General features: G+C 61.1%; 17 protein-coding genes and 2 pseudogenes. 6 read left to right on the top strand and 13 right to left on the bottom strand.

The genetic code is table 11. The annotated features are described in order from the left end of the window. Nucleotides 1–70: 70 nt before the first annotated feature. From NKH30_RS29695 to NKH30_RS29685, 3 genes and pseudogenes are all read left to right on the top strand, one after another. Nucleotides 71–1,116 (top strand): annotated as a pseudogene (locus NKH30_RS29695) (IS5 family transposase); the annotation flags it as partial. A 232-nt stretch (nt 1,117–1,348) separates the two neighbouring features. Then, on the top strand, nt 1,349–1,576 hold the full coding sequence (locus tag NKH30_RS29690) for a hypothetical protein (RefSeq protein WP_352717927.1): 228 nt from the start codon (nt 1,349–1,351) through the stop codon (nt 1,574–1,576). After that, nucleotides 1,573–1,831 (top strand): annotated as a pseudogene (locus NKH30_RS29685) (transposase); the annotation flags it as partial. The gene NKH30_RS29690 and the pseudogene NKH30_RS29685, both read left to right, overlap by 4 nt. Nucleotides 1,832–2,173: 342 nt before the next feature. Here NKH30_RS29685 and ubiM read toward each other — a convergent pair. The 10 genes from ubiM to NKH30_RS29635 form a co-directional block, all read right to left on the bottom strand. Then, complete coding sequence (gene ubiM, locus NKH30_RS29680; protein ID WP_352997751.1) at nt 2,174–3,355, bottom strand: 5-demethoxyubiquinol-8 5-hydroxylase UbiM; 1,182 nt, start codon at nt 3,353–3,355, stop codon at nt 2,174–2,176. Between the two features lie 423 nt (nt 3,356–3,778). After that, entirely contained in the window at nt 3,779–3,931 is a 153-nt protein-coding gene (gene ccoS, locus NKH30_RS29675; protein ID WP_352997742.1) for a cbb3-type cytochrome oxidase assembly protein CcoS, read from the bottom strand. Continuing rightward, a complete protein-coding gene (locus NKH30_RS29670) occupies nt 3,928–6,216 on the bottom strand; it encodes a cation-translocating P-type ATPase (RefSeq protein ID WP_352997740.1) in 2,289 nt (762 codons plus the stop codon). Before NKH30_RS29670 ends, ccoS begins: the two co-directional genes overlap by 4 nt. Next, nucleotides 6,213–6,710, bottom strand: coding sequence for a FixH family protein (locus NKH30_RS29665; protein ID WP_352642228.1), 498 nt, complete (start codon nt 6,708–6,710; stop codon nt 6,213–6,215). Before NKH30_RS29665 ends, NKH30_RS29670 begins: the two co-directional genes overlap by 4 nt. Continuing rightward, the gene (gene ccoG / locus NKH30_RS29660) at nt 6,707–8,266 is read right to left on the bottom strand and encodes a cytochrome c oxidase accessory protein CcoG (RefSeq protein ID WP_352997738.1); all 1,560 of its coding nucleotides are present in this window, start codon (nt 8,264–8,266) and stop codon (nt 6,707–6,709) included. Before ccoG ends, NKH30_RS29665 begins: the two co-directional genes overlap by 4 nt. Before the next feature lie 111 nt (nt 8,267–8,377). Continuing rightward, on the bottom strand, nt 8,378–9,241 hold the full coding sequence (gene ccoP, locus NKH30_RS29655) for a cytochrome-c oxidase, cbb3-type subunit III (protein ID WP_352997736.1): 864 nt from the start codon (nt 9,239–9,241) through the stop codon (nt 8,378–8,380). A 2-nt stretch (nt 9,242–9,243) separates the two neighbouring features. Beyond that, nucleotides 9,244–9,393 carry a cbb3-type cytochrome c oxidase subunit 3 gene (locus NKH30_RS29650; RefSeq protein ID WP_023679629.1) on the bottom strand — a complete coding sequence of 50 codons (150 nt, stop codon included), beginning with the start codon at nt 9,391–9,393 and terminating at the stop codon, nt 9,244–9,246. An 11-nt stretch (nt 9,394–9,404) separates the two neighbouring features. Beyond that, a complete protein-coding gene (gene ccoO / locus NKH30_RS29645) occupies nt 9,405–10,136 on the bottom strand; it encodes a cytochrome-c oxidase, cbb3-type subunit II (RefSeq protein ID WP_352684177.1) in 732 nt (243 codons plus the stop codon). After that, nucleotides 10,127–11,758, bottom strand: a complete 1,632-nt coding sequence (ccoN, locus tag NKH30_RS29640; protein WP_352997734.1) for a cytochrome-c oxidase, cbb3-type subunit I — start codon at nt 11,756–11,758, stop codon at nt 10,127–10,129. Before ccoN ends, ccoO begins: the two co-directional genes overlap by 10 nt. 518 nt (nt 11,759–12,276) lie before the next feature. Further along, complete coding sequence (locus NKH30_RS29635; protein ID WP_352997732.1) at nt 12,277–13,023, bottom strand: Crp/Fnr family transcriptional regulator; 747 nt, start codon at nt 13,021–13,023, stop codon at nt 12,277–12,279. Nucleotides 13,024–13,177: 154 nt separating this feature from the next. On the opposite strand from NKH30_RS29635, the gene hemN reads away from it, so the two are divergent. Next, entirely contained in the window at nt 13,178–14,527 is a 1,350-nt protein-coding gene (gene hemN / locus NKH30_RS29630) for an oxygen-independent coproporphyrinogen III oxidase (RefSeq protein WP_352997730.1), read from the top strand. Nucleotides 14,528–15,085: 558 nt separating this feature from the next. On the opposite strand, the gene queE is transcribed toward hemN, so the two are convergent. From queE to queC, 3 genes are read right to left on the bottom strand one after another with little or no spacing between them, the layout of a single operon-like run. Continuing rightward, nucleotides 15,086–15,820 carry a 7-carboxy-7-deazaguanine synthase QueE gene (queE, locus tag NKH30_RS29625; RefSeq protein ID WP_352684181.1) on the bottom strand — a complete coding sequence of 245 codons (735 nt, stop codon included), beginning with the start codon at nt 15,818–15,820 and terminating at the stop codon, nt 15,086–15,088. Continuing rightward, nucleotides 15,817–16,173, bottom strand: coding sequence for a 6-carboxytetrahydropterin synthase QueD (gene queD / locus NKH30_RS29620; RefSeq protein WP_352457393.1), 357 nt, complete (start codon nt 16,171–16,173; stop codon nt 15,817–15,819). The genes queE and queD overlap by 4 nt, the downstream gene beginning before the upstream one ends. Then, a complete protein-coding gene (queC, locus tag NKH30_RS29615; RefSeq protein WP_352835507.1) occupies nt 16,173–16,871 on the bottom strand; it encodes a 7-cyano-7-deazaguanine synthase QueC in 699 nt (232 codons plus the stop codon). The genes queD and queC overlap by 1 nt, the downstream gene beginning before the upstream one ends. A 611-nt stretch (nt 16,872–17,482) precedes the next feature. Here queC and NKH30_RS29610 point away from each other — a divergent pair. Together NKH30_RS29610 and NKH30_RS29605 are read left to right on the top strand one after the other, a co-directional pair. Further along, nucleotides 17,483–17,872, top strand: a complete 390-nt coding sequence (locus NKH30_RS29610) for a hypothetical protein (protein ID WP_352835504.1) — start codon at nt 17,483–17,485, stop codon at nt 17,870–17,872. A gap of 32 nt (nt 17,873–17,904) precedes the next feature. Further along, nucleotides 17,905–18,033, top strand: a complete 129-nt coding sequence (locus NKH30_RS29605; RefSeq protein WP_023722056.1) for a hypothetical protein — start codon at nt 17,905–17,907, stop codon at nt 18,031–18,033. The last annotated feature ends 550 nt before the right edge of the window (nt 18,034–18,583 follow it).

Raw genomic sequence — 18,583 nt, 5'->3', positions numbered from 1 at the left:
TCAGACCATGGATACCGTAAAACCAACGGACCCAAAAAAGCGGAGCCCTAAAGGCCTTGACACTCCTCATATAAGCTACGTGGACCTTGAAGTCCGGGTTCGGCGCAATCATCCATTGCGGACGATCCGGACGATCGTGACTGAAGCCCTGTCGACGCTGGAGCGTGAGTTCGCGGCGCTATATTCGCCGATCGGACGGCCATCTATCCCGCCGGAGAAGCTGCTGCGGGCGATGCTTTTGCAGGCGTTCTATTCGATCCGCTCGGAGCGGCTTTTGATGGAACGGTTGGAATACGACCTCCTGTTCCGCTGGTTCGTCGGCATCGGCGTCGACGACGCAGCCTGGGACCATTCGGTGTTCTCCAAAAACCGTGACCGGCTGCTGGAGGGCGATATCGCGGCGAAGTTCCTGGCGGCCGTGCTGGCGCAACCCAAAGTCAAGAAGCTCCTGTCCACGGATCACTTCTCGATCGACGGCACGCTGATCGAGGCCTGGGCTTCGATGAAGAGCGTCAAGCCAAAGGGCGGCCCAAGCGGCGTCATGGCGAACCGCCGGCAGACGGCGGCGGACGCAATGCGGAAGCGGACTTCCACGGCGAGAGGCGATCGAACGAGACGCACACCTCGACTACCGACCCCGACGCCAGGCTCTACCGCAAAGGGCGGGGCAAGGAGGCCAGGTTGTGCTTCATGGGACATGGGTTGATGGAGAACCGCCACGGCCTGCTGGTGGAAGCCTGTCTGACGCTGGCCGACGGACATGCCGAGCGGGTGGCGGCCCTGCACATGATCGAACCTCGTGCCGACCGGCCGCGGGCGATCACGCTCAGCGCCGACAAGGCCTATGACGCAGAGGACTTCGTCAATGAGTTGCGCTCGATGAAGGTGACACCCCACGTAGCGCAGAACACGAACGGCCGTCGTTCGGCGATCGATCGCCGCACCACGCGCCACGGTGGCTATGCCGTCAGCCAGCGCATCAGAAAGCGCATCGAAGAGGCGTTCGGCTGGATCAAAACCGTCGCTGGGCAGGAGAAGACCAAATTGCGCGGCCGCGACCGCGTTGGGTGGGCCTTCACCTTCGCGGCCGCCGCCTACAATCTGGTGCGGGTGCCAAGCTCTTGGCGGCGTCGAAATGACCGCGCCCGCGGGCTGGCAACTGATCGGCCGCTGGCGGATCATCGAAGCCGATCTGTGGGATCGCGGTTACCTGAACCTCGGTGGACCCGCAACCATCGCCGTCGGACCCGACAACAACGGCGAGATCGCCTTTGGTGCCCTGCAAGCCGGCCTCGATCTGAGCTACAGCCCCTCGATAGTTCACTTCACATGGGGCGGGTGTGACGAGATGGATGAAGTCACAGGCGATGGCTATGCCGAATTGCTCGACGACGGCTCGATCGAGATCACATTCGCCTACCACAACGGCGACGAGGCCATCCTCAAGGCAATACGTCAGACTTCTTCAACAGCTGCTAGTCTTACTGAGTCAGAAAGTCGGGGCTGCGGGGGGATTCGCGCTGGTCGCGGATTTGTTAGGGTGCTGCTTGGTGATCAGGGAAGCGCCCCGCCATGACCGACTGGACAGCCGAGAGTGAAGCCGCGGTCGACGCCTATGTCGATGCTTTGATCGGGGGGGATCGGCCACGCCGACCGAGCTGAGCCGCTGAACGATTATTGCCTCGGACTTCTGATGCCGATAGAGCGCAAGAGCGTGGAGCCGTTGGCGGCCGTCACGGCGCCGTCGCGGGTGTCGGTCAAGCATCAGTCTCTGCTGCATTTCGTGGGACAGGCGCCGTGGTCGGACGCGGCCTTGCTAGCGCGGGTTCGCGACCGGTCCTCAGGTCAGCAAGCTGATCCTGACGGATTTTGGCCTGCAGCGATTCTTCTTCCTTTAGGGGGGCCATGAACGGACCAGCTTGCTTCCCATCGTTGTTCGCGAGGACCAAGCCTACCCCAAGCCCGCTGAAGGACGGGTTAACTATCCAGGGGGGGTAGCCAGTGCGCTCACCATGGCTTCGGGTCGCAGGTCTGCTCTGAGGATTGCCGGCTGATCATCAAGGTCTCGTCCGCGCGCGTTTCTTGATCCGAATCATGCCAGGATCGGCAACGTCAGAGACAAAAGGAAGCCGCGCCGAGACAGCGTTCCAGAGCGGCAGGGCTATCTGCCGATTCACCGCCTGAGCATGGCCGAAATGCCATGGCGGACAAAGGGAAGATATTGGGCAAAGCGGAGCCCCGCATGTCTTGCAAGCCGTGCCGCCGGGTGCTCGCCTGAGTAGAGACCGACAAGCATGTTGGTGGCATGATAGAGCGGTGCCGCCGACAGGCGCAGTCGGCTTTCGTATCTGCCGAGCATGTCGGGATCAGCAATGTGGCGGCGCTCGCGACATGCCGCCAGGATTCCATCGGCGAGTTGCTTCTGGCCACTGAGGCCGATGTTGAAGCCATGCGCGGTCACCGGGTGCATGCCGAGGGCAGCATCGCCGATCAGTGCCGCACTCGGAGCCCAGAACTTGTGCGCCCAGGTCGTGACCAGCGGATAGGCATGGCGGGTGCTTGCCAAGGTCATCTCTCCGAAGCGTCCTCGACACCGGCTCGTCAATTCCATGAGGAACAAATCGTCGTCGACAGCAAGCAGTCTGTCGGCCTCGCTTGAGCGCAAAGTGAGAAGCAGCGACGACACGCCTTCCATGAGTGGCAACATCGCTATCGTCTGATGGTGATCGAACCATTCGACCGCGATCTGGAGATGGGCGCGCTCGTGCCTCACCCGGCAAATCAGCATGGAGTTGCCAAGCCGATTGATGTCGGCGCCAACGCCGAGCAGGTCGCGCGTCGCGGATAAACGCGAATCCGCTGCAACGAGCAGCCGAGCGGCCAATTGCCTGCCATCAGAGAGCGTTATGACTGCTTCTTTGTGGCTGGTTGTTGCATTGACGACCGAGCGGCCGCACAGCAGCTGGGCATGATCCTGGAAGTGGACAAGCTTGAACAGGGCGTCGCGGATCCGACAATTTGGGACCAGAATTCCGAGTGGTTCCCCAGATCCGCTGGGAGAATCGAAGCTCAGGGCGAAAGGGCTCGATCCGTTGAGCACGCGCGCGCCTTGTAGCGGTGATTTGTCCGAAGCGGGGATGGCATCCCAGGCGCCGAGCTCGCGAAGGATTCCAACCGATGCGTGGGTCAGCGCGATCTCGCGACCGTCGAAAGCCGGATTCGCCAGGCTTTCGTGCGACTGCCGTTCAACCACTGCCACCTTGAGTCGGCTCTGGGCAAGCGATGCGGCGAAGGAAAGTCCGACCGGCCCGGCTCCGACGACAATAACGTCGAATCTGTCGACAGAGCCGGCCATCAGCGTGCCGCCATAGCGTCGGCTACCTGCGACGAAGGGCACTGGAACGCATCGCAATCGATCCACGGTTTGCGGCTCATCTCCCCAAGCGTCTCCACGCGACCTAACCGTCCGTTAGACATCCGTTCTCCGTTGAAAAATGGCTAATGAAACCATGCCGATGAAGAGATAACCCTGATGTGGATCAACCAGGCTCGATAAACGCGGCAACGGCGGGTTCACGGTCGACTGGTCGATCGCCACGCGATGGTCTGGTCAGGTCATCATGGAATGGCCGGCTTCCCGTTCGGTGCGGCCCTTTCCTGGCCGAAAGTTCGGCAACGTATTCTGGCTGATCCGTTCGCACCCGTCGCGCGCCGAAATCGGCATGACGCGAAGGAACCGCGGAAAATATTCGAGCGAGTCCTCGCAGGGCAGGCTGGGTCAACTGCGTGGCTCGTCGCGGTCGATCAGGATCCGCTCGGCGGCGCCATCGAGATCTTCATATTGGCCGCTCCTCAAGGCCCACAGGAACCCCGCCAGCCCAAGCGCTCCGAGGAACAGGGCCACAGGTATGAGGTAGGCGAGCGTCCTCATGAGGATTGTGCCAGTGCGCCAATGTCGGAGCGCCTGTCATGTCGGGCATCTTGCACCGATGCATGTGACACGAAACCTTGCAGGCGTAGCGCATTGCCGATGACCAGGAGGGAGGAGGCGGACATTGCGACTGCAGCGATCAGTGGCGTAACGTGCCCCAGAATGGCGACCGGCATGGCGATGCCATTGTAAACGATCGCGATGGCGATGTTCTGCCGGATCAGCCGTCCGGCCTTCCGCGAAATGTCTAAAGCAAGTGGGACCGCCAGAAGACTTTTACGCAGGAACACGAAATCCGCGGCGTTGCGACCGATATCCGCCGCCGTGGCCGGAGCGATCGAAACGTGTGCGGCGCCCAATGCAGGCGTGTCGTTGAGCCCATCGCCGACCATCAGCACCTTGTGGCCAGTTCGCGTCAATGCTTCGATGTGATCGACCTTCCCGGAGGGAAGCAACGCGGGAACGAAGCGCTCGACGCCCAGTGCTTCCGCGACTTCGCCGCAGGCAGCTTCTGTGTCGCCCGACAGCATCTCCACCGACACGCCGGCGCCGTTCAGTTGCTCGATGGCCGCCTTGGCATCGGCACGCAGCTCATCCTCGAAATCGAAAGTCGCGACAATGACCCCGTCCTTCGTCAGAACGGTTCCGCCATAGCCTTGTTTGCCTTCGCCGCCGGTCCGGGCTTTCCACTCACCCCATCCGCGGCGACCCAGCCGCCAGGTACTGCCCTCGGCGATGGCTTCGATGCCGAAGCCCGGATGCTCGCTGACGGATGCGAGTTTCGGCTGGCCGGCAAAGGCTGCATTGCCAGCGATTGCCTTCGAAAAGGGATGGCGGGAATGCGCTGCCATCTCGGCCGCCATGGCGAGCATCGTCGGATCGATCGACGGCGCATTGATCAGCCTTGGCAGTCCGAGCGTAAGCGTGCCGGTTTTGTCGAACAATGCCGTGTCGATCCCCGCCAGGCGCTCCATGGCGGAGCCGTCCTTGACCATGACGCCGCTTTCAAACAGCCGCCGCGCAGCGACCACCTGCACGATCGGCACGGCGAGACCGAGCGCGCACGGGCATGTGATGATCAAAACGGCGATGGCGATTGTTATTGCCCGGTGCCAGTCGCCGGTCGCCGCCATCCAGCCGAGGAACGTCACAAAGGCGGTGAGGTGGACCACGGGGGCATAGAGCGCGGAGACGCGATCGGCGATCCTGCGATGGCGGGCGCGGCCGCCCTCTGCCGCTTCCATCAGCCGAACCATTTCGGCCAGGAAGGAATCCTTCGCGGCGGCCGTCGCCTCGATGGTCAGCGGACCGGTGAGATTGAGTGTACCGGCCTGGACCTGCGCCCCCGGGCCCACCGTTCTGGGCGTGCTTTCCCCGGAAACCAGGGAACAGTCGAGATCCGATGCCCCGCCAATGATCCTGCCGTCGATGGGCACCCTCTCGCCAGCCGCAATCAAGAGCTCCATTCCTGGTTCGATCTCGCCAACCGGCAAGTAGTCGCGCGAACCATCCTCGCGCAGCACCATGGCGCCGCGCGCCGCCAGCCGAGCCAGTCCGTTCACGGCCGTCCGCGCCCGTTCCCGCATCACGTGATCCAGCGTGCGGCCGATCAGCAGAAAGAACAGCAGCGACACCGACGCGTCGAAATAAGCATGGTCGCCATGGTTGATCGTCTCGTAGAGGCTCATGGCGTAAGCGAGCGATACCCCGACCGCGATCGGCACGTCCATGTTCATGCGGCTGTGGCGCAGCGCATTCCAGGCCGAGCGAAAATAGATGCCGCCGGCGAAAGCGAGCGCAGGAATGGCAATCAAGGCCGAGACCCAATGGAACAGGTCGCGGGTCGCGCCTTGCGCGCCGGACCAGACGGAGACTGATAGCAGCATGATGTTACCCGCCGCAAAGCCGGCGACCGCGACGGCGCGGATCAGTTCCGAGAGCGTCTTGTTCTTCCCATCAGCCTCGGGATCGAACAGGTGCGCGCCATAGCCCAGCCGTCCAAGTGTGGCGACGAATGGCGGAACCTCGTCGCCGCGCCACCGGACCGAAACACGTTTCGTCGAAAGATTGACACGAGCGCCTTCGACGCAATCCAGCTTGCCGATCGCCGTCTCGATCGTCTGGATGCAGGCGGCACAATGCACAGCCGGCACCGAGAGGTCGGTCTGGCGAAGATTTTCGCCAATCGAGCGGCTCGCCAGTCTGATTTCCTGGGCAGAAGGCAGGACCAGTGTGACCTTTTCCAGGTCCAATGCCATTTCGGCGCCTGGCGCGCAGCAGCTCATTGCAGCGCCCCGCGGGAAATCACGATCCGGCGAACGTCGCGATAGGGTTCCGCAAGGCTCGCATCGGCGTCGATTTCGACGATCCAGACGCCATCCTTGGGGATGTGGTGCGCGGCGAATATCTGACCGGAGGCAGCGGCAAGAGTGACGGATTTGTCCTCGGCCTCGTAGGCAGGATGACGAAACAGCACCTTGACGCCATGCACGGCAACCGTCTTGCCGCCAGCATCGGTGAGGCTGTAGCGGACCTCACCGCCTGCGATGGTCAGTTTGCCAGTCCAGCCGAGGGCTGCCTGAGCTCGCCCTTGCTCGGCCTTTTTGTTGAATTGCTGGCTCGCCACATAGGTGTTTTCGACGACAAGGCCGGTCCAGCTCGTGTTGGCGAGCGTCGCCATCGTGAGATTGACCGCTATGACCACGCCGAAGAAGCCAAGGATGGTGAACAGCATATGCCTGCCGGTGAATTCGCGGGATTGTCGCGAGGTGTCGCTCATCTGGCGATCTCCGGTGCGTTGAAAGTGGCCGTGTATTCGTCCGACTCGAACGTTGCCTTGTTTTCGACCCGGAACTTGAAGCTTTGCGCTGCACCCCGAACCTGATCTGCCGGCTCACGCACGAAAACCTTGAGCATCTTCAGCCGGTCGGGTTCGACCGGGATGGCAAAGGAGCGATCCGCCGGCAGGTCGATGCCGACAACGCTCATTTCGGCTCCATGCAGGCCCTGCATCGTGACAATGATCGTTCTTGGTTCGGGGATCATGTTGAGCAGCTTGACGGTGTAGCCATTGCGGATCGAACCGTCGGACAGCGTCACGAACTGCGGGTTGCGATCGTGCAGGACATTCAATTCGAGCCGTTCGCGGGTCAGCAGCGAATAGAGCAGCGCGAGACCGACCGCCGACCAGGCGCCCATGTAGATGAAGGTGCGCGGGCGAAAGATCTTGCGGATATGGAAACGGGCCACCTTGTCGGAGAACAGGCCGTCAGCGTTCCTGACCAGTGACGGGTTGACTGAACCGGAGCCGCCCGGGGTCGCCAGCATCATATTGGCGTTGTAGTCGGCCAGCGTCGCATAGGAAATCAGTCCGCGCTCCCTGCCGAGCTTGTCCATGATACCGTCACAGGTATCGATGCAGAGCGCGCAGGTGATGCATTCAAGCTGCTGGCCATCACGAATGTCGATCCCCATCGGGCACACCGCGACACAGGCATTGCAGTCGACGCAGTCGCCGACGGGCTGCCCGGCGGCAAGGACCCTCTTGGCGTGACGCGAGCGCGGTTCGCCGCGCCAGTCATTATAGGTGACGGTGAGGGAATTCTCGTCGAGCATGGCCGCCTGGATGCGCGGCCATGGGCACATGTAGGTGCAGACCTGCTCGCGCATCAGCCCGCCGAACGTATAGGTCGTCGCCGTCAGCACGGACACGGTGATGTAGGCGACGGGGGCGGCGGTGCCGGTGAAGAGTTCCCCAAGCAGCGTCGGCGCATCGGCGAAATAGAAGATCCAGGCGCCGCCGGTCAGCACCCCTATGACCAGCCAAATGGCGTGTTTCGATGTTCGCAGCACGAGTTTGCGCGCAGTCCAGGGACCGGCATCGAGCTTGATGCGCGCGTTGCGGTCGCGCTCGATGGCTCGCTCGACGACCAGAAACAGATCGACCCACACGGTCTGCGGGCACGTATAGCCGCACCAGGCCCGGCCGACGGTGGATGTGATCAGGAAAAGGCCGATACCGGCCATGACCAGCAGGCCGGCCACATAATAGAATTCCTGCGGCCAGATCTCGATGAAGAAGAAATAGAAGCGGCGGTTGGCAAGATCGACCAGCACGGCCTGGTCCGGGGCAAATGGCCCGCGATCCCACCGCAGCCAGGGCGTCAGGTAGTAGATCCCCAGCGTGATTGCCATCACCGACCACTTGAAGCGGCGGAAACTGCCAGAGGCCCGGGCCGGGAAGATCTTCTTGCGTGCGGCATAGAGCGGCTGACGGGTCTTGGCGGAGTTGACCGCATTGGCTTCGAGCCGTTCTATTTGCGTGTTATCGAGCACGAGAAGCTCCAGTCACCAGCGACCCATCGGTTTCTGGATGATGCCGAGGCCCGGCTCGCGCCGGGCCTCGTCGCTTGGCGGTGGGGGGGAGGACGAGAATAGGCTGCGTACCTATTCTCCGCCACCAAGCGAATGGACATAGACCGCGAGTTCCTTGGCCTTGATCTCGCCGAGACGCCCGATCCAGGCCGGCATGACGCCGTGCTTCGGCGCGCGGACCTGCGCGGCGATGGCTGTTTCGCCAGACCCGTATAGCCAGATCGCGTCGGTCAGGTCGGGTGCGCCGAGCTCTCTGTTGCCCTTTGCATTCTCACCATGACAGGCCGCACAATTCTCGGCGAAAACATTGGCGCCGAGTTCGATCAGGCTTGTGTCCTGAACAGGATCGGAGAGGCTTGCGACATAGGCGCCGACCTGCTTGATCTGATCCGTCGTGATGATGTCGCCAAAAGCAGGCATTTCCGACAGGCGCGTATCCGGGTCTGATGCGAAGCGGATGCCGTGCGCAATCGTCTGCTGGATCTGTTCGGCGTTGCCACCCCACAGCCAATCGTCGTCGTTTAGGTTGGGAAAACCCTTGGACCCTTGAGCGCCCGAGCCATGGCACTGCACGCAATTGACCTTGAACGCGGCGCCACCTGCGGCGACGGCGAATTCGCGTAGCGTATCGTCGGCAGTAATCTCGGAGACGGTCTTCGCCTGAATGGCAGCGACAAATTTACCCTTGGCCACTTCGGCCGCCGCCAGTTCATTCTTGACGTCCCTGCGGCTCGAATACCCCAGCACACCCCTGGTCGCGGAAGTCAGCATCGGCCATGCCGGATAGACGACGGTGTAGCCGATCGCCCAGGCAATGGTGATGTAGAAGGTGATGACCCACCAGCGCGGAAGCGGGTTGTTGAATTCCTTGATGCCGTCCCACTCATGGCCGGTCGTCGAGATACCCGAAACCTCGTCGATATGCTCGCTGCCCATGATCAGTCGTCCTTGAGAGGAATGTGAGCGGCTCTCTCGGCTTGCCTGCGGCTGCCGGGACGAAGTGCAAAGGCAACGCATCCGAGGAAGAAAAGCGCCATAGCAAGCAGGCCCCAGCTGTCGGCAAACTCCCGCATGAAATTGTAGGTCATCGCCATTCTCCTCAGCGGTAACCGGCGGCTTCGTCATAGGTCCTGAAATCGACCAGCGTGCCGAGCATCTGCAAATAGGCGACCAGCGCATCCATTTCGGTGACCTGCTGCGGATCGCCGTCGAAGTCCCCAACCTTGGCTTTCGGATAGCGTCTCTCCAGGCCCGATGTGTCGGCATTCGCATCGGCCTGCGCCATGAGATCGGCATTGGCATGAGCGATCATGTCGTCTGAATAGGGCACACCGACACGGCTGTTGGCGATCAGATGCGTCGAGAAATCCTTCACCTCGATGGGCATGTCCTTCAGGAACGCGTAGCTCGGCATGATCGATTCCGGCACCACCGAACGCGGCTCGGTGAGATGCTGGACGTGCCATCCGTTCGAGTAGCGGTCGCCGACCCGGGCGAGATCCGGCCCGGTGCGCTTCGAGCCCCACTGGAACGGGTGGTCGTACATCGACTCGGCCGCCAGGCTATAGTGGCCGTAGCGCTCGACCTCGTCGCGGAACGGCCTTATCATCTGGCTGTGGCAGAGGTAACAGCCCTCACGCACATAGATGTTGCGCCCGGCGAGCTCGAGCGGCGAATAGGGCCGCATGCCTTCCACCTTCTCGATGGTGTTGTCGAGATAGAAGAGCGGCGCGATCTCGACGATACCGCCGATTGTTACGACCAGCAGGGACCCGAGGAGAAGAAGTGTGGCGTTCTTCTCGATGACCGCGTGTCTGTCCGTCAGGCCCATTTTCTGGCTCCTGATCGCACAGGCTGGAGGGCGGGGATGGAGCGCGGCATCGGATCCTCCTCGCGCTGGTAGCCGAGGATGGTCATGGCGATGTTCCAGGCCATGATGAGGGCGCCCGACAGATACATCGCGCCGCCGATGGCACGCATGATGTAGTAGGGATGCATGGCGGCGACGGTTTCGGCGAAGGAGTAGACCAGGAAGCCCTGCTCGTTGTATTCGCGCCACATCAGGCCCTGCATGACGCCGGAGACCCACATCACCGCGGCGTAAACGACGATCCCAAGCGTCGCCAGCCAGAAGTGCCAGTTGACGAGCCGCAGCGAATAAAGCCGGTCGCGATTCCATAACTTCGGGACCATGAAATAAATCGCGCCGAACGAGATCATGCCAACCCATCCGAGCGCGCCCGAATGGACGTGACCGATGGTCCAGTCGGTGTAGTGCGAGAGCGAGTTGACGGCCTTGATTGACATCATCGGGCCTTCGAAGGTCGACATCCCGTAGAAGGCGATGGCCATCACCATCATACGGATGATCGGGTCGGTGCGCAGCTTGTCCCAGGCGCCCGAGAGCGTCATCAGGCCGTTTATCATGCCGCCCCACGAGGGCATCCAGAGCATGATCGAGAACACCATGCCGAGCGTCTGGGCCCAGTCCGGCAGGGCGGTGTAGTGGAGGTGGTGCGGACCGGCCCAGATGTAGAGAAAGATCAAAGCCCAGAAGTGGATGATCGACAGCCGGTAGGAATAGACCGGTCGGTTGGCTTGCTTGGGCACGAAATAATACATCATCCCGAGGAAGCCGGCGGTGAGGAAGAAGCCGACGGCGTTGTGGCCGTACCACCATTGCGTCAGGGCGTCCTGTACGCCGGAGAAGGCTGAATAGCTCTTGGAGCCCAGGAAGGAGACCGGCATCGACAGGTTGTTGATCACATGCAACATTGCGATGGTCACGATGAAGGCAAGATAGAACCAGTTGGCGACATAGATGTGCGGTTCCTTGCGCTTCAGGATCGTGCCGAGGAACAGGATGAGATAGGCGACCCAGACAATGGTCAGCCACAGGTCCACATACCATTCGGGCTCGGCGTATTCGCGGCTCTCGGTGATACCGAGCAGGTAGCCGGTTGCCGCCATGACGATGAACAGCTGATAGCCCCAGAACACGAACCAGGCGAGATCGCCGCCGAACAGCCTGGCACGACAGGTCCGCTGCACGACATAAAGTGACGTGCAGATGAGTGCATTGCCGCCGAAGGCAAAAACCACGCCGGAGGTATGCAAAGGCCGCAGTCGGCCGAAATTGAACCAGGGCTGGATGTTGAGATCGGGGTAGGCGAGCTGCAGGGCGATGACCACGCCGACCAGCATGCCGACGACGCCCCAGAATACGGTGGCGATGGCACCGTAGCGGATCGGCCCATCCATGTAGGCGGACGGGTCGATCGGAACTGCCGGCTTGAACTCCGTGTTGCGCAACAGAATCGTAGTGAAGCCAGCCACGGCGAAGAACAAAACCCACATATGCCGGCGAAAAGGTTCATCTGCGCCGAAGCCGGCAGCCACCAGGGCCGCAAACGCAAACAGGCTTAGAAGGACGATCTCTGTGCCGAATTTCATCGCAAGCCCCGATTTCCAATTCCGGCGGGCGCCACCGCAGTGCCTTATTGCGCAGCCGTGGCCTGCTCGCCCTGATCCATGTCAGAGCCGCACGATTTTGCTTCGAGCAGCATCGAGTTCGGTGCGATCAGACTGTGGCGATCGAATGTGGAAGCGCAGCACCGGCCGCCACGCTTATGGACAGGCCCCGCGTCCCCGGTCGGGCCGGGTGAATGCCTTGGGACATCCAGCGCCAGCGTTGCGCTGCCTTCGTGACATTCATGGTTCGGAGAGACGGCGATTTTCCCCTGCGTATGAGGCGTATTGACTTCGGCCGAGTGCAATCCTGCCTGGAACAGCCGATTGCACGTCGAGCACCTCGAGGATGGATGCTTCGCCGACGAGTTGGCCGAAACACACCTGGCTCAGGCGGTCGGATGGAGAGCGGGCTGTCGCTATGCGGCTTCTTCTAAGCCCAACGCGAGCATGCCCTGCCCCGAACGAAATAAGTGACGTAGGCCATGCAGCTTCGGTGTCATTCAAACGGCGGTTGCGCCTCGGCCGCCGCAGCGCCGTTCCAGCCGGCTCATGCTGTCCACGGTGACACGGCGGTTGTTCTCGATCCGAATCACGCCGTCCATTCTCAGGCTGGTCAGCTGACGGCTCACGGTCTCGTTTGTAATTCCAAGGAAATCAGAGATGTCGGCACGCGTCATCGGCAGCTCGAAGCACGCCGACCTAGCCGCCGGGTCAACACTGGAATCGATGTTCCGGGCGATCAGGAGGAGAAAGCTCGCCACCTTCTCCGGTGCGGTCTTGCGCCCCAGAGTCACCATCCATTCGCGTGCCTCGTCGAGTTCGTTCAGCGCCTGCTTGAACAGGCGATGCACAAATTCCGGTGATTCCTTCATCATCCGTTCGATGGCCGCTCTCGGAAACGAGCATAGCGAGACAGCTGTTGCCGCTTCCGCATTGATCGCGCTTTTCATCTTGAAGGGCCGTCCCAGAAAATCCGGCGCGAACTGGAGACCGACGATCTGCTGGCGGCCGTCCGAAAGGCTCTTCGTGAGCTTCACCACGCCTGAAAGCAGGTTTGAATAACAGTCGACCGCCTCGGCGTCGCCGATCAGTTCGACCCCCGGCTCGATATTGTGCCGCGACGACGTCTTGGCGAGCTGAGCCAAATGGTCCGGTTCGAGCGCACCACAGACACCGCGGTGCCGTGCCTCGCAAGACAGGCAAAGAACGGGAATGCCGGAACTGTGAATGTCCTGCCGTAATGTCATTCGATCGCTCTACCGGTCCAGTGCGGGCAGGATAGCAATCGACGGTAGAAAAATCCTTGCGGCAGTTTGTCCGTGCTGAAGGTTGATCGAAATCAGGGCTTAGGCTCATCCAAGCATCCACAGTTCCGGCGACGCAAACACGGTGGACCACGACATGCGACTGGAGCTAGCTGCCAGACTTGGCGAGAACGTCCCGCGCTATACCAGTTATCCGACCGCGCCGCATTTTCATACCGGCATTGATGCTGCAATTTGTCGTGGCTGGCTGCAGGCGCTCAACGATGGCGATGAGATCTCGCTCTATCTGCACATCCCGTATTGCGACAAGCTTTGCTGGTTCTGCGCTTGCCACACCAAGCAGACACGCCACTACGAACCAGTGACCACATATCTGCGCTCACTGCATGCCGAGATCGCAACCGTCTCCAGTCTTGTCGCAGGCAAGGGCCGCGTGCGTGCCGTCCATTTCGGCGGCGGTTCGCCGACGATGCTCAAACCGGAAGATATCGTGGCGCTGGGAACCGTCCTGCGCAACAGCTTCACGTTTCTGCCCGGTGCAAAGATCAGCGTTGAGATCGAACCGAACGATATGGACGATGCCCGCCTCGATGCACTTGCCGAAATCGGCATGACAAGGGCGAGCCTCGGCGTCCAGGATTTCGACCCGAAGGTGCAGAAAGCGATCAACCGCGAGCAGAGCTTTCTGCAGACCAAGACGGTTGTTGATGGCGTTCGTTCGCGCGGCGTCGAATCCGTCAATCTCGATCTGCTCTACGGCCTGCCGCATCAGACCAGGGAGAGCGTCGCCTCCACGGTTGCACAGGCACTGACCCTGGAACCGGATCGGATTGCGCTTTTTGGCTACGCCCATGTGCCGTGGTTCAAGAAACATCAGACGATGATCGACGAGGCGTGGCTGCCAGGGCCAGAGGAGCGGTTTGCTCAATCGCAACTCGCGGCGCGGGCGATCGTGGACCAGGGATACGAAGCAATCGGCCTCGACCATTTCGCCAAACCGGGCGATGCGCTGGCGCTTGCGGCCCGCGCCGGGACTTTGCACCGGAACTTCCAAGGCTACACCGAGGACCGCTACGAGACATTGATCGGCCTCGGCCCATCGTCCATCAGCCAGTTTCGGCAAGGCTATGCACAAAACATGCCTTCGACCGCCGAGTATGGGCGCATGGTCGAAGACGGCGGGCTGGCTGCGGTCCGCGGCATTGCGCTTTCCGAAGACGACCGTGTTCGCGGCTGGATCATCGAGCGGCTGATGTGTGACTTCGGCTTCTCGGCGATCGTACTGGTGGAGCGCTTTGGCAAAGCCGGCCAAAGACTTCTCGTCCGAGCGAGTTCCACGGCCCTCCAAGATCCTGCGCGGTTGCTTGAACTTGATGGTGACCGCTTCGTCGTGCCTGCGGAAAGCCGGCCCTTTGTCAGGAGCATCGCGGCAAAGTTCGACAAATATTTCGAAAGTGGAACGGCCAGGCACTCAGCGGCAGTCTGAGCACCGCAGAGGAACGGTCATGGTTCTCAGTCGATCGTGAACCGATTGCGCTACGTTTTTCATTGTTGATCGGCGACCGTCGTGTCGAGACAGGATTCCCAGCGGACCAGACGTGTCTTGGCATAGCAACGATATCGTCCGGTCGTGCCTTCCGGCGCCGTATTCCATTTCGCAGTCCCTAAAGCGCCACGTCGAGTCCGGCCTCTTTTCTATATCGGAAGCAGTCGACAATCGTCCTGGCCAGATCATGGTTGTCGGCCGACAGCTCCCTTCGGCCTTGCAACGAGAATCCGCAAGGACCGTGCCAGCTGCAGCAGGCGCCGCCGGATCGCACCACCATACTATCCACCCGTAGCTCGCGCTGACCTTTGATTGGTTCGCGCCAGGCCGACGCCCGTCGAAACCGAGCCTCGGCAACAATCCGAGTCGTAAGCGGCTGGCCACGCTCTTGGTGCCGGTGGCAGAAGTCCGCAAGCACCCCGGCAGCGCCGTCAAGCGTGGGACAACCCGTCCACCCGAATATCCGCCGGCGCAGTTTCAGTGAAAAGCGCGCCTAGGCTACACGGCTCTCTTGTTACCCCAGAGCATAACGTGCAGCTGCGGCAGCACACGGGCTTCGAACCACCTGTCGCGGGTCACGCTATCAACCAGCCACTCCATGCGCTTCAATATTCCGTCAAGGTCGACAGGCGCGTCTTCATTTGCGGGGCGTGGCGGCGTGTGATTGCCGGGTTGCAGATAGATCGGAAGCCGCGGAAATCTCGCAGCGGCGTCTTTCGCGTAGGCGTAGTCACTTTCGTCGAAAACAATGAGCTTGAGCACGACTTGCGGCCTGCCTTGTGCCGCCTGGAGGCACGCCTCGAAAGCGGCCCAATCGGTCGTCATTTGGCTTGACGGCGGCTTTGGGCTGAGGACTAGCACGTCAAGGTCGGCAAACCAGTCCCTGGCCACCGAACCTTGGGTTTCCAGCGCAAAACGGTAACCTTCACCATGGCCTCGCTCGATGAGCGCGCCGAGCGGCTGGATGGCCGGATTGCCGCCTGACAGCGATACCATCAGCGGGCGGCCACCGGAAAGCGCAAGCACGTTTTGCCACACCGCGCCAATGGACATCATCTCCCATTCATGGCGGAATTGATTGTCCACCGCATGCAGGCTGTCGCACCAGGAACAGCGATAGTCACACCCGCCGGTTCTGACGAAGACCGTCGGCAAACCGATGAGCACGCCCTCGCCCTGGATCGTCGGCCCGAAAATCTCACTCACGCGGATTGCGGGATGCGTATCGGTCATGGCCGGTATTCCGCCCAGGTTTTCGGCGTTTCGCTCACACGCACGGCCGAGGTTTCGCGCAGGCGTGCCTTGCACCATTCATAAAAATGTCTGGCCAGATATTCCGCCGTGACTTGCTCATGTCCCAGCACGTCGTTGAGATGTCGATGGTCGAAGCTCTCGTCGATGTAGCGTTTGAATGGCGCCAAATCGTGATAGTCGCGCACGAAGCCGTTCTCGTTCAGTCCATTCGCTGAAAGCTCCACTTCAACGATGTAGTTATGCCCGTGCAGGCGCGCGCATTGGTGATCGGGTGGCAACGAGGTGAGCTGATGCGAGGCTGAGAAGTGGAATTCCTTGGTGATGCGGAACATTACGCGGTCCTCCTTCGCAGCGCATCGAGCCAGAAGTCGGAGTCCTCGTAGTCGGTGGGGTCCGGCTGCCCAGAGAGATGAAACGCCTCGCGCCGCTCGACGCAGGTCCCGCACCTCCCGCAGTGACGCTCGGCGCCCTTGTAGCAGGACCAGGTCTGCGCAAACGGCGTACCGTATGCTGCTCCATTCCTAACAATGTCCGCCTTCGTGAGATTCACATAGGGTGCATAAATGCGAATCTCCGCGTAGCCGTCGAGCGCGTGGTCCTGCATCATCTGGAAAGCGTCGATGAAGGCCGGACGGCAGTCGGGATAAATGAAATGATCCCCACCATGCACGGCCGTCGCCACCGCCTCAGCGCCGTGCGCTGCGGCGAAGCCGAAGGCAATGGCCAACATGATGGCGTTCCGGTTCGGCACCACCGTGACCTTCATCGTGTCTTCGGCGTAGTGCCCGTCGGGCACGTCCACATTATCGGTCAGCGCGGAGCCGGAAAGGCCGCCGCCGATCTCGTGGATGTCGATGACGCGGTGCGGGACGCTCAGTCGCTCCGCGCAAAGGGCGGCGAAGCCCAATTCCTTCCTATGCCGTTGGCCGTAATCGAAAGATAGGAGGCCGGCGAGTTCGTGCTCCGCTGCCACCTTGTGAGCAAGGGTAACGGAGTCCAATCCGCCGGAGCAGACGACGAGAGTCTTCATTTTTGGGTCCTTGTTTTAACCGGGTAGGCTGCGACCGGAGATTTCTCTGCGCTCCCAGTACTTCAGGAAATCCATTTTGTGAAGTGAACGGGGGACGAGTTTCATGCGCTGACGTGCAGCTGTGTGCAAGGCGCCCTCGCGGTGAGCCTGCAAGGAACACTGACTAGCGAAACGTCACGCTTCAGCGGAATGCTCAAAGGCGAGCGCACCAGAATAAGCTCTGCAGGAGGTCCCGACCTTCGTAAACAAAGTTCTCGACGATCAAGCGCCCGGCGGTCCCGAGCTTCGAGGGACGCCACCGCGAGGGTTTCAGGTACTAGACGGCCCAAGGATGGGCTTGCCGCAAACAACGAACTTACCAGTAGGATGTTCAGCGACGCCGATGCAGATGTCTGGAATGATCACGACATCAATTGTCGCGGCAACTTTGGCTGGCCTGCTCCTCGGGTTCCGTAGATCCAGCGCATTCCGCTTCAGGATCGGTTCGAACCGGAGCACTCCCTCGGTCAATGGACGTCCGGCAACAGCCTGAATGATCGGTCGTGAACCGACATCTGTGAACAAGCGGTGTGGTCGATTGCTATCACCCATGTGTTGCGCGCAGGTACCTTATGGCAGTGGATGAACTGGATTTGATGGTTTTACAGCTGGCGGTCGAAAGCGTCCGCTCGCTCTCCTTAAGCTTCGCTGAAAAGGCCGCCGAGGTAGCCACCAGGAGCCGCGGCATCCTGCTTTTCGACGTGCGGGTCGACGGTCATGCGGGGGTCCAGCGGGTCGCAGCCATCCGATATCAGGGCGACCAGATCGGCGTGCTGGCGTTGGACAGACAGGGCCTTGTTACCCACCATTGCATCGTCAACGGTACGTTCTCACATTTCATTGCGCCCTTGGAGACCTGGCACAGCATGCCCCTGTCGATGCAGGCCAAGATCGATGCCAACGGCCATGCCAGTCTCTTCCTAGGGGCCTTGCGAAATGCCGGACATTTGCTGGGCAGCTAGCATTTGGCCAGAATGCATCTGTGAATTTTTGCATGCGCATCGCTGCCGACAGCGCCGGCATGATTGTCGTGCTCGAAAACGGCTGCGGCGATCGCGGCAAAGCGATCGCCGCGATGATGGCGATCTACGCGTGGGCGTTGCATCGATGCGCGATCGTTTAGACAGAGGTCTCCGCCTGGCATCGAGCAACATGCACGGAGGTACGCAAAGCGCAAATGCATCAAGTATTTGAAGGGACGAGCCCCTCGCGCAAATGGAGCTTGCGCTGCCGTTGTCGTCCCATCGTGCCGCCGAACTCGGGGGCGTGACGATCGACCACGGTGGCCTATTTTTTTGCAAAGCCGAATGTCCCGATTCCGAAGCCAAGGAAAAAACTCCGACCACAGCGAAGAATAGTAACAACACGGGCGACGCAAGCCGCCTTGCCCTCTAGCAGGGGAGGTGCTTGCGGTGCTCTCACCGACACAAGATCGCAAATGGCACGTGGGTGAGCACCAAAACTGGCGACACGCATGGTGATCGGCTTGACTCGCTGGAGGAAGCACAAGGCCTCAGTGGGCGGAGGCGCCAGCGACGGTCGAATACTGGCTGGCTGCTCGGGATCTGATCGTTGAAATGACGTAGGATTTGGTTGCTTAAGCCGATCCGAACCATTTCCCGGAGACCACACCCACCATGAACGATCTTGCGCTGCCGCTGAGCGGTTTGTCA

The organism is Mesorhizobium sp. M1273, from assembly GCF_040318195.1.
In the GTDB taxonomy this organism is placed as follows: domain Bacteria; phylum Pseudomonadota; class Alphaproteobacteria; order Rhizobiales; family Rhizobiaceae; genus Mesorhizobium.
Note: the sequence above shows the minus strand (reverse complement) of the source record. Positions and strands in the feature narration are given on the sequence as shown.